The 12,966-nt window shown below is 68.9% G+C and carries 13 protein-coding genes; 3 read left to right on the top strand and 10 right to left on the bottom strand.

Going from position 1 to position 12,966, the window contains the following annotated elements:
• Positions 1-30: 30 nt before the first annotated feature.
• From infB to htpX, 7 genes are all read right to left on the bottom strand, one after another.
• A complete protein-coding gene (infB, locus tag DA69_RS12635; RefSeq protein ID WP_025976363.1) occupies positions 31-3,036 on the bottom strand; it encodes a translation initiation factor IF-2 in 3,006 nt (1,001 codons plus the stop codon).
• Between the two features lie 112 nt (positions 3,037-3,148).
• On the bottom strand, positions 3,149-3,823 hold the full coding sequence (locus DA69_RS12630; protein ID WP_025976364.1) for an RNA-binding protein: 675 nt from the start codon (positions 3,821-3,823) through the stop codon (positions 3,149-3,151).
• An 18-nt stretch (positions 3,824-3,841) separates the two neighbouring features.
• The gene (nusA, locus tag DA69_RS12625; protein ID WP_025976365.1) at positions 3,842-5,587 is read right to left on the bottom strand and encodes a transcription termination factor NusA; all 1,746 of its coding nucleotides are present in this window, start codon (positions 5,585-5,587) and stop codon (positions 3,842-3,844) included.
• Positions 5,587-6,201 carry a ribosome maturation factor RimP gene (gene rimP / locus DA69_RS12620; protein WP_025976366.1) on the bottom strand — a complete coding sequence of 205 codons (615 nt, stop codon included), beginning with the start codon at positions 6,199-6,201 and terminating at the stop codon, positions 5,587-5,589. The genes nusA and rimP overlap by 1 nt, the downstream gene beginning before the upstream one ends.
• Positions 6,202-6,315: 114 nt before the next feature.
• Positions 6,316-6,819: a hypothetical protein gene (locus DA69_RS12615; protein WP_145915926.1), complete on the bottom strand. Its 504-nt coding sequence runs from the start codon at positions 6,817-6,819 to the stop codon at positions 6,316-6,318.
• A 4-nt stretch (positions 6,820-6,823) separates the two neighbouring features.
• Positions 6,824-7,552: a tRNA (guanosine(46)-N7)-methyltransferase TrmB gene (gene trmB / locus DA69_RS12610; RefSeq protein WP_025976368.1), complete on the bottom strand. Its 729-nt coding sequence runs from the start codon at positions 7,550-7,552 to the stop codon at positions 6,824-6,826.
• Positions 7,553-7,609: 57 nt separating this feature from the next.
• Positions 7,610-8,590, bottom strand: a complete 981-nt coding sequence (gene htpX / locus DA69_RS12605; RefSeq protein ID WP_025976369.1) for a zinc metalloprotease HtpX — start codon at positions 8,588-8,590, stop codon at positions 7,610-7,612.
• Positions 8,591-8,687: 97 nt separating this feature from the next.
• On the opposite strand from htpX, the gene DA69_RS12600 reads away from it, so the two are divergent.
• Positions 8,688-8,930, top strand: coding sequence for a DUF1674 domain-containing protein (locus DA69_RS12600; RefSeq protein ID WP_025976370.1), 243 nt, complete (start codon positions 8,688-8,690; stop codon positions 8,928-8,930).
• A 257-nt stretch (positions 8,931-9,187) separates the two neighbouring features.
• Complete coding sequence (locus DA69_RS12595; protein ID WP_025976371.1) at positions 9,188-10,018, top strand: hypothetical protein; 831 nt, start codon at positions 9,188-9,190, stop codon at positions 10,016-10,018.
• Positions 10,019-10,102: 84 nt separating this feature from the next.
• Here DA69_RS12595 and pyrF read toward each other — a convergent pair whose 3' ends face one another.
• On the bottom strand, positions 10,103-10,825 hold the full coding sequence (pyrF, locus tag DA69_RS12590; protein WP_025976372.1) for an orotidine-5'-phosphate decarboxylase: 723 nt from the start codon (positions 10,823-10,825) through the stop codon (positions 10,103-10,105).
• A gap of 97 nt (positions 10,826-10,922) precedes the next feature.
• Between pyrF and DA69_RS12585 the strand changes: the two genes are divergently transcribed.
• Complete coding sequence (locus DA69_RS12585; protein WP_025976373.1) at positions 10,923-11,621, top strand: MarC family protein; 699 nt, start codon at positions 10,923-10,925, stop codon at positions 11,619-11,621.
• Positions 11,622-11,624: 3 nt separating this feature from the next.
• Here DA69_RS12585 and DA69_RS12580 read toward each other — a convergent pair whose 3' ends face one another.
• Positions 11,625-12,431 carry an SDR family NAD(P)-dependent oxidoreductase gene (locus tag DA69_RS12580; RefSeq protein ID WP_025976374.1) on the bottom strand — a complete coding sequence of 269 codons (807 nt, stop codon included), beginning with the start codon at positions 12,429-12,431 and terminating at the stop codon, positions 11,625-11,627.
• A 10-nt stretch (positions 12,432-12,441) separates the two neighbouring features.
• On the bottom strand, positions 12,442-12,918 hold the full coding sequence (locus DA69_RS12575) for an Rrf2 family transcriptional regulator (protein WP_024354298.1): 477 nt from the start codon (positions 12,916-12,918) through the stop codon (positions 12,442-12,444).
• Positions 12,919-12,966 lie beyond the last annotated feature (48 nt).

The raw sequence follows: 12,966 nt of genomic DNA, 5'->3' as shown, positions 1-12,966 counted from the left end.
GTGAGGCTCAAACGTCCAGGTCTAGGCGTCCTAGTCGAGGGTGCGCTTGATCTCTTCGACGGTGAAGCACTCGATGTAGTCGCCTTCCTTGATGTCCTGGAAGCCCTGGAACTGCATGCCGCACTCCTGGCCCGAAGGCACCTCGTTGACCTCGTCCTTGAAGCGTTTGAGCGTGTTGAGCACGCCCAGCTCCAGAACCACCACGTCGTCGCGGATGATGCGCACGCGCGCGCCCTTGCGGACCACGCCTTCGGTGACGCGGCAGCCCGCGACCCGGCCGACCTTGGTGATGTCGAAGGCCTGCAGAACCTTGGCGTTGCCCAGGAAGGTTTCGCGCTGGAGCGGCGCCAGCATGCCCGAGAGTACGCCCTTAATGTCGTCCAGCAGGTCGTAGATGATCGAGTAGTAGCGGATCTCGACGCCTTCGCGTTCGGCCAGATCGCGCGCCTGCTTCGAGGCCCGGACGTTGAAGCCCAGGATCGGCGCCCCGGCCGACTTGGCCAGGTTGACGTCGCTCTCGGTGATGCCGCCGGCGCCCGAATAGACGGTGCGGGCGCGGACCTCGTCGTTGCCCATCTTGTCCAGCGAGCCGACGATGGCTTCGGCGGTGCCCTGAACGTCGGCCTTGATGAGGACCGGCAGTTCCGAGACCTTCTTGGACTGCAGCTTGGACATCATGTCGACCAGCGACAGCGAACCGCCCGAGACCTGCGTCTTCTCGCGCTTCACGCGCTGACGGTATTCGGTCAGTTCGCGAGCGCGGGCCTCGGATTCCACCACAGCGAAGACGTCGCCCGGCGACGGGGCCTCGTCCAGGCCGAGGATCTCGACTGGGACCGAAGGACCGGCTTCCGGCAGTTGCTCGTTGCGCTCGTTCAGCAAGGCGCGCGCCTTGCCCCAGGCCGAACCGGCCACGACGATGTCGCCGCGACGCAGGGTGCCGCGCTTGACCAGGACGGTCGCGACCGGGCCGCGACCCTTGTCCAGCTTGGCCTCGATGACCACGCCTTCAGCCGAACGCTCGGCGTTGGCGCGCAGGTCCATGACCTCGGCCTGCAACAGGATGGCGTCGGTCAGGCCGTTGAGATTGAGCTTCTCCTTGGCCGACAGCTCGATGATCTGGGTGTCGCCGCCCAGGCTCTCCGAGATGACTTCATACTGCAGCAGTTCGTTGACGACCTTCTGCGGATTGGCGTCCGGCTTGTCGATCTTGTTGACGGCCACGATGATCGGGGCCCCGGCCGCCTTGGCGTGCTGGATGGCCTCGACCGTCTGCGGCATGACGCCGTCGTCGGCCGCGACGACCAGGACGACGATGTCGGTGACGTTGGCGCCGCGCGCCCGCATCGCCGAGAAGGCCGCGTGACCGGGCGTGTCCAGGAAGGTGATGCGCTGACCGTCGCCCAGCCGCACCTGATAGGCGCCGATGTGCTGGGTGATGCCGCCGGCTTCGCCCGCCGCAACGTCGGTGGTGCGCAGAGCATCCAGCAGCGAGGTCTTGCCGTGGTCGACGTGGCCCATGATGGCCACGACGGGGGCGCGCACGTCGCCGGTGTCGGCGTCGTCGGCTTCGGCGATGAAGCCTTCTTCGATGTCGGATTCCGACACGCGCTTGACGGCCATGCCGTATTCCTCGGCCACCAGTTCGGCGGTGTCGGAATCGATCACGTCGTTGATCTTCATCATCAGGCCCTGACGCATCAGGAATTTGATGATGTCGACGCCGCGCACGGCCATCCGGTTGGCCAGTTCGCCAACGGTGATGGTGTCGGGAATGACCACTTCACGCGGACGGTTGGGCGTTTCGGTCGAACCGCCGCGACGCTTTTCCTTCTCGCGTTCGCGAGCACGACGCACCGAGGCCAGCGAGCGCATCCGCTCGACGGCGTCCTCGTCGCCTCCCGCCACCGAGTGGATGGTCAGGCGGCCTTCGCGGCGCTTGGGCTCGCCGCGCGTGCGGCTGACAGCCTTGCCCGGCGCATTGTCGCCGAAACGCTTCTCGCGGTCGTCTTCCCGTCCAGCCGGACGAGCGAAGCCGCCGCCGGCGCGGCTGGGACGAGCCACCTCGGGCTGGGCCGGGGGCTGGTTCGGAGCCGGACGACCGCCAGGGCGGGCCGCGCCGGCGGCGCCGGTGCGGGCGCCGGGGGCCGGACGCGGGTTCAGAGCAGAATAGCGGACCGTCTGGGCCGGACGGGCGGGACGCTCGCCGCCCTCGCGGCCGGCTTCACGCGGCGCCGGTTCGCTGGCCTGCGGACGCTCGCCGCCCATGGCTTGTTCGCGGGCCGAGCGGCCGCCGAAGGCGGGACGTTCAAGCGGCGCGCGGCCTTGCGGAATCTTGGGCGCGCGCTGGCCGAAGTTGACGGCGGGGCGCTTGGGAGCCGCGGCCGCGGCCGGCTTCACCGGTTCGGGCTTGGCCTCGACCTTGGGGGCCTCGACCTTGGGGGTCTCAACCTTGGGAGCCACAGCCTTGGGCGTTTCGACCTTGGGCGCAGCGGCCTTGTCCGACGCGGGCGCGGCGGCGCCCAGCTTGGCGGCCTCGACGCGCGCGGCTTCAGCGGCGGCCTTGGCGGCGGCGGCTTCGGCGGCGGCCTTGGAGGCGGCGGCTTCAGCGGCGGCGGCCTGCTCGCGCTCAGCGGCCTCGGCGGCGGCCTTGGCGGCTACAGCCTGGCGTTGCTTTTCAGCCGCCTGCTGGGTGGCCAGAGCGATGGCGCGGCGACGCGCTTCCTGCTCCTCGGCCGACAGGCCTCCGCCCATCGGCTGACGCGGGGCCGCTGAACGCGGCGCGCCGCCTTCGGAACGCGGACGCGCGACCTCGAAGCCCTGCGGACGCTGATGCCCGCCCTGTGCGCCCGCCCGGCGCTTGGTCTCGACGACGACGGTCTTGGAACGGCCGTGGCTGAAGCTCTGCTTCACAGTGCCGGTCGAGACCGAACCCGTCGCGCGCGGCTTCAGGCTCAGCGGAGCGCGCGGCCCCGTCTGCGAAGGCGCGTTGGCAGGAGTCTTGCCGTCGTTGGAATTGTTGTTTTCGTCGCTCATCCGGTCGCTTTACTCAGGGCGGAGAATTCCGCCTTCGCCTGTCTCAATCACCCATAGCAGAATGCGGCCCCGCCTCCGTTGTTTCGGAAACAGGCCCGCCGCCGCTCAAACCCTAAGGCTCTCCATCCGGGGCGTCGCCCCGGTCGTCCTCTGCGCCGTGTTCGGGCCCCGCCCGGTTCCAGCTCTGGGGACAGAGAGGTCGAAATCCCGCCAACCGCTGAACCTCCAGGGTCCAGCGATCAGCCCGCCCGCCTTGCAGCAGGACGGCGTGTATCGCATTTTCCAGCCCAAGGGCCAAACTCAAATCGTCCGCGCTGAAAGCCCCGCAGATTTCGGGGGCGGGCGAGGCGTGTCTGGAGAGGGCCAGAAGCTTGCCGCGCCCGTCGGCCGAGCCGTCGGCGGCTTCGATCAGCCATGCGGCGCGGCCGCTGCGGATCGCCGCAGCGCATTTCTCGAAGCCAGAGATAAGCACGCCTTCGCGCCGGGCAAGACCCAGCTGGTCCAGACAGCGCCGAACCAAGAGCTTTTCGACCAGATCGGGCAGGTCGGCGGCGGGTTTCAGCGGCGCCTTGGCGGCGCGCGCGAACAGGTTCTTCTTGATCGCCGCCTCCAGGGAGGCGCGGTCGGCGGCGACCCACAGGCCCCGGCCCGGCAGCTTGCGCGCCAGATCGGGGACCACCGCGCCGTCCGGGCCGGCCACGAAACGGATCAGGCGAGATTCATCGAGGGCCTGGCGCGACGCCAGGTCCTGACGATCCCTATCGATCAACGTCTCGGACGACCTCATGGACAGCTGCGGCTCCCATCACATGTCGCGGGACTGGTCGTCGAGGTTGACGGCGGCGGCTTGCGCCTCACCGTCGTCGCTCGCGTCGGCGGCCGGGGCGTCTTCGCCCTCGCCGTCGAAGTCGCCATCGAACTCGCCCTCGAACGTCTCTTCCTCGACGTACTCAGGCTGGGGCAGTTCCGAAGCGTCGATCCAGCCGGCGGCCACGCGCGCCTGCAGGATCAGCCTTTCGGCGTCTTCCTGGCTCAGGTTGAAGCTTTCCAGCACGCCGGCGACCTTGACCCGCTCCCCGCCGCGCACTTCGTAGCCGCCGCGGATTTCGTCGGTGGCCAGATCGGCCAGATCCTCGACCGTCTTCACGCCGCCTTCGCCCAGGGCGACGGCGATGGCGGCGGTCACGCCCGGAACCTCAAGCACGCCATCTTCGACGCCCAGGGCCACGCGCTTGGCGTCCAGCTCGGCCGCCAGACGATCCAGGTGCTCGCGGGCGCGGGTCTGCAGTTCTTCGGCGGTGTCCTCGTCGAAGCCTTCGATCTCCGCGATTTCGTAAGGCTCGACAAAGGCCAGGTCCTCGACCGTGGCGAAGCCTTCGGTGACCAGCAGCTGGGCGATCGTCTCGTCCACGTCCAGGGCTTCCTGGAACAGGGTGGTCCGCTCGGCGAACTCGCGCTGGCGACGCTCGCTGTCTTGAGACTCGGTGATGATGTCGATCTGCCAGCCGGTCAGCTGCGAGGCCAGGCGCACGTTCTGGCCGCGACGGCCGATGGCCAGCGACAGCTGTTCGTCCGGCACCACAACCTCGACGCGGTCGGCCTCTTCGTCCAGCACCACCTTGGCCACTTCGGCCGGGGCCAGGGCGTTGACGATGAAGGTCGGCTCGTCGTCGACCCACGGAATGATGTCGATCTTCTCGCCCTGCAGTTCGGCCACGACCGCCTGCACGCGCGAGCCGCGCATGCCCACGCAGGCGCCGACCGGATCGATCGAGCTGTCGTTCGACAGCACGGCCATCTTGGCGCGCGAACCGGCGTCGCGGGCGGCGGCGCGGATCTCGATCACGCCGTCATAGACTTCCGGCACTTCCTGAGCGAACAGCTTGGCCATGAAGCCGGGGTGGGCGCGCGACAGCATGACCTGCGGGCCCTTGGCCTCCGGGCGCACGTCATAGATGTAGGTGCGCACGCGGTCGCCGATGTTGAACACCTCGCGCGGGATCGACTGGTCGCGGCGCATGATGCCTTCGCCACGACCCAGGTCGACGATGGTGTTGCCGTATTCGACGCGCTTGACCGTGCCGTTGACGATCTCGCCGACGCGGTCCTTGAACTCTTCGTACTGGTTGGCGCGCTCGGCCTCGCGGACCTTTCCGGTCACGACCTGGCGGGCCATCTGCGTCTGGACCCGGCCGAACTCGAACGGCGGCAGGACCTCGACGTATTCCTTGCCGACCTCGGCCTCGGCGTCGCGCTTCACAGCGTCGCGCAGACGCACCATGGCGCTGTCGTTGAACTCTTCCAGCTCGTCTTCAGGCTGCCAGTCGTCGGCGACGATGGTGACGTGACGCGTCAGGGTCAGCTCGCCGGTCTTGTGGTCGATCTTGGCGCGGATGTCGTGGTGCGCGCCGTAACGCGACTTGGCGCCCTTCTGGATCGCCTCCTCGATCGCGTCGATGACGATTTCCCGGTCGATGCTCTTCTCGCGCGCGACGGCGTCGGCGATGGAGAGCAGTTCCAGGCGGTTGGCGGAGATTCCGGTCACGGCCATCAGGCGTCGTCCTTGGTGGAGTCTTGAGTGGAGTCGGAGTTTTCAGCGTCGGGCGCGCCCTCAGACGTATCTTGGGGCAGGCCGTCGTCTTCGGGTTCGCCGCGCGCCGCGCGCAAGGCGGCGCCGCGCTTCAGCAGTTCATCGGTCAGCACCAGCTTGGCGTCAGCCAGCCAGGCGAAGGGGATCAAGGCGGTCTCGTCCTCGCCGTCCAGGTCGATGGCGACGTTCTCGCCCTCGGTCCCGGCGACAATGCCTTTGAAGCGCTTGCGGCCCTCGACCATGCGGTCGGTCTCGAGGCGGGCCTCATAGCCCTCGAACAGGCTGAAATCGATCAGGCGGGTCAGCGGCCGGTCGATGCCGGGCGAAGAGACTTCCAGCAGGTATTCGCCCGCGATCGGATCGGCGGCGTCCAGCACCTCGGACACGGCGCGCGACAGGCGGGCGCACTCCTCGACCGAGATGTCATGGTCCGCCTGGCGCTCGGCCATGATCTGCAGACGACGACGCAGCGTCCCGCCCATCAGGCGCACGCGCACGACCGCCAGCCCCAGGCTCTCGGCCACGGGGTCGATCAGCTCAAGCAGAGCACGGTCTTCGGCGGTCTTGGCCCGCAAACGGCTACTCCAGAAAACAAAAGCGACGGTCCATCCGGGCCGCCGCTTGAAACGACGCCGTTGGACGTCGGTCTAACGATGTGAGCGGTCATATAGGCCAAAGCGGGGGCCGTGTCAGCCCCTTGTCGCCCTCGCGGCCTTCGACATCCCGCGATAGAGCGCCCCTGCGACGAATCCAGCTAGAACGATGCAGAGCGGCACGGCCCATGAGCCGCTCCCTCCTAGCAACGCCGGACCGTCTTCACTGAGCAGCAGCGTGGCCCAGGGCGCGAACCACCCAACACCCAGGTTCATTCCGCCCATAGCCAACGAGACAGCCACATAGGCCGAGGCCGCCAAGCCGCCGGCCGCCCCCCATGCAGGCCATGGCGCCCTCGACAGAAAGCGCCCGCCCAGGGCGCAGCCCACGCTCCCGAACAGCAGCGTTGGAAGGAAGCCGTAAAACAGCGCCAACATCCACCCGAGCGGGGACACCATCACCGAGGCCTGCGCGCTACCCGCCAGACGCCCCGCCAGGCCGTAGAAGATCGCCGACAACACCGGAGCGAGCACGACGCAGAGCAAAAGCTGGGGCCAATGAGGATCGGCTTTTTCAGAAATCGACCCTCCCTCGCCCATCGTTTCAGCCTTTCTGAAACTCCAGGAAAATCGGATCGGTGTCGCCCAGCTTCTTTTCCTCATAGCGGGTGACGACGTGGTCTTCGGGCGCGGCGAACCAGTCGGCGCCCGTCTCGACCCGCGTCAGGCCCGGCGTGCGCGCCAGCCGCTCCAGCGCCCAGTCGGCGTAGTCCAGCCAGTCGGTGACGAAGCGCACCTTGCCGCCGGGCTTCAGCAGGCGGGCGATCTCCACCGCCGTCTCGTCCTGCAGAAAGCGGCGCTTATTGTGGCGCGCCTTGTGCCAGGGGTCGGGGAAGAGGATCATCACCCGGTCCAGCGAGGCGTCCGGCAGGGCCGTCATCACCGCGCGGGCGTCGTCGGCGTGCAGGCGGACATTCTGAAGCCCGCCTTCCTCGACATGCCTCAGGGCCGAGGCGACGCCGTTCAGGAAGGGCTCGCAGCCGATCATCACCGCCTCGGGATGACGCGCCGCCTGGGCCGCCAGGTGCTCGCCGCCGCCGAAGCCGATCTCCAGCCACGCCGCCTTCGCGCCTGGCATCAGGGCCAGGGGGTCGATCAGCCCCTTGGCCGGGTCCGGCACGGCGATGCGCGGCATCAGGGTGTCGAACAGGGCCGCCTGCTTCGCCTTGATCGGCCGCGACTTGATGCGCCCGAAGGAGCGCAGCGGGCCATGCGCCTTGGCCCATTCGGGACGGTCCGCGTCGGACGGCTTGGGATCGGTCTCGTCGGTCATGGCGCGCGCTCTAGCGGCTAATGCCCGCGCACGCAAAGCCCCCTCGGTGCGGAAGGTTCAGCCCCACGGGCCGCGCGGCGGCGATGCACGACCGTCATCGGTCGTGGGCACGCTGGTCCCGCGGATCGGCGCGGCGGAGGGCGAAGGCGCCACGAAGGCCGCCGCCGGGCGCGTCCTCATGCCCATCTTCGCCCCCAGCTCCATCAGGGCGCGGACGCGGTTGCCGGTGGCCGGGTGGGTCGAGAACAGATTGTCCGCCCCCTTGCCGTTCAGCGGGTTGATGATGAACATATGGGCCGTGGCCGGATTGCGCTCGGCCGGGGCGTTCACTGCGCCGCGCGCATAGGCCTCGATCTTCTGCAGGGCCGAGGCCAGGGCCTGGGGGTCGTTGGCAATCTCGGCGCCGACGCGGTCGGCCTCGTATTCGCGCGCGCGGCTGATGGCCATCTGCACCAGACCCGCCGCCATCGGCGCCAGCAACATCAGGGCGATGGTCCCGATCATCCCGCCGGGCCGCTCGCGGTCGTCCCCGCCGCCGAAGAACAGGGCGAAGTTGGCCAGCATGGCGATGGCGCCCGCCACCGTCGCCGTGACCGTCATGGTCAGGGTGTCGCGGTTCTTCACATGGGCCAACTCGTGCGCCATCACCCCGCGAATCTCCTCGCGCGTCAGCATGTCCAGCAGGCCCGTCGTCGCAGCCACCGCTGCGTTCTGAGGATTGCGTCCCGTGGCGAAGGCGTTGGGCTGGTCGTTCGGAATGATGGTGATGTTGGGCAGGGGCAGGCCGGCGTCCTGCGCCATCTGCTTCACATCGGCGACATAGGCGCGCACCACGGCGTTGGGGTGGGTCTCGTCCACCGGCTGGGCGCGGTACATCTTCAGGACGATCTTGTCGGCGTTCCAGTAGCTGAACAGGTTCATCCCCGCCGCGACGGCCAGGGCGATCGCCATGCCCGTGGCGCCGCCGATCAGATAGCCGATCCCCATGAACAGGGCGGTCATCACGGCCAGCAGGGCGAATGTCTTCAGGTGGTTCATGCGAGCGTTCGAGCGAGCTAACGGGCTTCAGGGGTGGCGTGTTCGGCCGGAACGTCTATTTGAGCCCCAGTATCCCCGCTCTCAAGGCAGGCGACCTGTGACCGAACAGCCCACCCCCCCGACCGAAACCTCTGCCGAGGACGTCTTCAACGCCGACGTGCCTCACGCCACGCCGGACCGCCCGCTAAGCGAGGCCGCGCGCCGCGCCCTGCTGGAAGCGGCCGAACGCCGCGCCGCGGAAGACGACGCCGCCTTGCCCAACGAAGTCGGCGGCCGCAAAGGGCCCGAGCCGACCCGCTTCGGCGACTGGGAGAAGAAGGGCCTCGCGGTGGACTTTTAGGGCGCTGCCGCTCGCCGCACGGCGGCTCGCTGCTTGAGTTTTTAGTGCGCTACCGCTCACCGCACGGCGGCTCGCTGCTTGAGCTGACTTAAGACGCCATCTTTCGCGACGAGGGCGCGCTTGCTGCTTGAGTCGGCGACCGCGCTGTCGCCCAGTCTGCGGCTGCCCCAACCCGCGCTGGTTCCCTTGACGGGAGAATAATGAACGCTCCGACGAGATCCGCATTAACCTTTGCGGCCGAAACAAGGAGCGCAGCCATGAAGGCTCTATTCTACGCCGCCGCCGGCGCGGCGATGCTGATCGCCGGCGCCGCCGAGGCCCATCAGGCCGGCGCCCGCTATAACGCCGCCGCAGGCTACGCCCGCGGTCCCGTGGTTCAGAGCCGCGCCCAGACTTGGTACAGCGACACCGGCTGGCAGGGCGGCTACGGCCCCGTCGAGAGCTACGGCTATGGGTACGGCTACGGCGGCGCCGGGGTGCGGCCGCCCGTCGTGGTCGCTCCGTCGCAACCGCCGATCCAGCAGGGAGGCTATGGCTATTCCGGCGTCACCCGCTCCATGCCCTTCGGCTATCCGGTCGACGGCTACGGCCGCTATCCGTGGGCGCGCTATGGCTATGGCGGCTACGGCGGCCAATACAGCGGCGGTCAGTACGGTGGCGGCTATCAGCAGCAGGGCTATTATCAGGGCGGTTACAGCCAGGATTGCGGCCGCTGCGGCCCGCCGCCTCAACCCGTGCATTACCGCTCCGAGCCGATCTACGTCAGCCAGCCGCCCGTCTATGTTTCGCAGCCGCCCGTCTATGTGGAGTCGCCGCCGATCTATGTGCAGCCGGCCCCGGTCTACGTCGAACCGGCCCGCGTCCACGTCGCCCCGCCGCCGGTCCATGTCGCCGCCGCTGACGTGCGCGTCGCCCCAGCCCAGGTCGAAGTGGCCCGACCCGACGTCTATGTCGAACCGCCGCGCGTCGAGACGGCCCCGCCGGTCGTGAACTTCGATCAGGGCTACTACGCCGTGCCGCCGGCCCCGCCGTCTGCGCCGTCGCCGACCGAGCGGCCCTACCGCCAGGAACGCGGCGAGCGCGGCTGATCACGAAAAAGGGCGGCGTCTGCGGACGCCGCCCTTTATGTTTCACGTGAAGCACGATCCCCTTCGGGATCAGTCCTCTAACCATCAGACCAGCGCAATCTCCTGCGTAATCGCCTGAGCCGCCGCGCGCGGATCGGCGACGGCCGTGATCGGGCGTCCGATGACCAGATGGGTCGCCCCGGCCTCTAGCGCGCTGACCGGGGTCGCCGCGCGCGCCTGATCGTCCATCGCCGCCCCGGCAGGCCGCACGCCCGGGGTGACGATCAAGAAGTCCTCGCTGCCGCCCTCGACTGCAATCCGCCGCGCCCGGCCCGCCTCATGCGGGCTGGAGACGACGCCGTGGACGCCCGCCTCCAGCGCCTGGCGCACCCGCAGCTCCACCAGTTCGGCGGCCGACAGGCTGTGATCGTCCGCCCTCAGATCGTCGTCGGTCAGGCTGGTCAGGACGGTCACGCCCAAGATCTTCAGGTCCGAGCCTGCCGCGCCGCGCGCCGCCGCCGCCATCACCTGCGGCCGGGCGTGGACGGTCAGCAGATCGCAACCCGCATGGGCCAGCGCCGCCGTCGCCTTCTCCACCGTCGCGCCGATATCGTGCAGCTTCCAGTCGAGGAACACCTGGGCGCCGGACGCCTTCAACTCGCGCGCCAGCGCCATGCCGTCTGAGGCGAACAGCTGAAGCCCCACCTTGTAAAAGCCCAGCGCATCGCCGATCCGCTCAACCAAAGCCCGCGCCTCATCGGTCGTCGGCACGTCCAGGGCGCAGATCACGCGCGGATCGAAAGGACGATTGGGTCGGTCTGCGGACATTTCCAGCTCTCGGCGGCTTGCAGGCGCGCGCGGATGCCCCGATAGGTGGGGCAAGGAGTCGCGGTCGCGCGGCGGGTTTTAAGGGCGGGATGGAGCAATGAACGCGGTCGATCTGGGGGTCAACCTGTTCGTGGCGCTGTTCGCCCTGCTGGACCCCATCGGCAATGTGCCGATCTTCGCGGCGGCCACGGCGGGCGCCTCCCTGCGTCAGCGGATCAGCGTCTCGGCCATGATCTGCCTGTTCGCCGTGGTCTTCCTCGGCTTCTTCTTCTTCACTGGCCTGGGCCTGCTGCAGTTCTTCGGCATTTCGCTGGCGGCCTTCCGCATCGCAGGCGGGATCCTGCTGCTGTTGCTCGGTCTGGACATGGCGCGCGAGGACTTCCTCGCCATCTTCGCCGACGCCGACGCCGCGACCGACGCCAAGGACGTGCGCGGCTACGCCAAGCGCCGCTTCAAGCGGCTGATCGTGCCGTTCGCCATTCCGCTGATGATCGGGCCCGGCGCCATCTCGGCCGTGATCATCAACGCCGGCGAGGCGGCCAAGCTGGGCCTGGTCGGCACCGTCTCCTCCCTGGTCGCCATGATCGCCGCCTGCGTGGTCACCTTCCTGTGCTTCTCGGCCACGGGGCCGATCAGCCGCATCCTCGGCGACGTGGGCATGGCCATTGTGGTGCGGGTGCTGGGCCTGATCCTGTGCGCCCTGGCGATCCAGTTCATCCTGATGGGTCTGGGCGAGGCTCTGCCGGGCATGTTCAGCGCCGGCGTCACCGCCCCCTATCCGGCGGGCGGCCAGTAGCCGCTAGAGGCGGTCCAGCCGCCTGGCGTGGCCGCCGACCATCTTCAGCGCCATCGTGTTGGGCAGCATTCCGCCCAGGGCCGCCAGCACATTGTTCATCACGCCCGGCGTCACGCGCGGGCGGTTCGCCTCGACCGCGTCCCAGCCGATGCGCGCGACGCGATCGGCGTCCATCCACATCCACTTCGGATAGGCGGCCGAGACCTGCTCGCGCGAGCCGTTGACGTCGTGGAACTCGGTATAGGTGTAGCCGGGGCACAGGGCGGTGACGTGCACGCCCGTCCCCTGCATCTCCAGCCACAACCCTTGCGACGCCTTGATCAGGAAGCTCTTGATCGGGCCGTAAAGGGTGTCGCCGCCGGTCGCGGGCATCTGCCCGGCCAGGGAGGCGACGTTCAGCACCCGGCCCCAGCCGCGCGCGGCCATGCCCGGCAGCAGCAGACGCGACAGCTCGACCGGCGCGCTCAGCATGACGCGGACCATGGCGGCGTGGTCAGCCGGGTCCGTGGTCAGAAAGCCTGTGGTGCGGCTGAAGCCTGCGTTATTGATCAGGCCGTCGACGGCCAGGCCCCGCACGGTGATCGCCTCGACCAGACGGACGGGCGCGTCAGGGTCAGCCAGATCAGCGGGAATGACGGCGATCGCGACGCCGTACGCAGCGCTCAGTTCCTCGGCCAGGCTCTGCAGCGGTCCTTCGCGACGGGCGGTCAGGATCAGGTCGTAGCCACGCCCGGCGCAGACACGGGCCAGCGCGGCCCCTATGCCCGCCGAAGCGCCGGTGATCAGAATGGTGCGGCGCCCCTCCCCCACGGACGGCTCGTCAGGCTGCGTCGGCGTTGGGACAGGACGGATGCGGGGCGAAGGCGCGCAACACCTCAGGGTCTTCTTCCAGCAGGTCGGCGATGGTGATCTTCGACAGGGCTGCGCCCGCCGCCTGGTCCGCCGCCGTCAGGGCCTTGGCGACCTGACGCGGAATATGTTCGCCGATCGGGCAGCCCTTGGCCCCCGCAGGCGGAGAACCCAGATGGGCGCAACCGTTCACCGCCCGCAGCACCTCGTCCAGACAGATGGTCTCAGGGCGCCGCAGCAGCCACGACCCGCCCGAGGCGCCCGGACGCGTCGCGATCAGCCCCGCCTTGGCCAGCAGGGCGGTCACCCGGCGGATGACCACCGGATTGGTCGGCACCGAAGCGGCCAGGACGGCGCTCGGCTCGGCCTCGGTCGCCGCATAGGCGCCCTTGTGGGCCAGATAGGCCAGGGCGTGGGCGGCGACGGGAAAACGTTGGCTGTCAGACATCAGTGTTCATGCTCCAGACCGATAGGTAGGCCTTCCGCACCCGTTTCA

It is taken from the genome of Brevundimonas naejangsanensis (assembly GCF_000635915.2).
GTDB lineage: Bacteria > Pseudomonadota > Alphaproteobacteria > Caulobacterales > Caulobacteraceae > Brevundimonas > Brevundimonas sanguinis.
The sequence above is the reverse complement of the archived record's forward strand: the minus strand, read 5'-3'. Positions and strand labels throughout refer to the sequence as shown.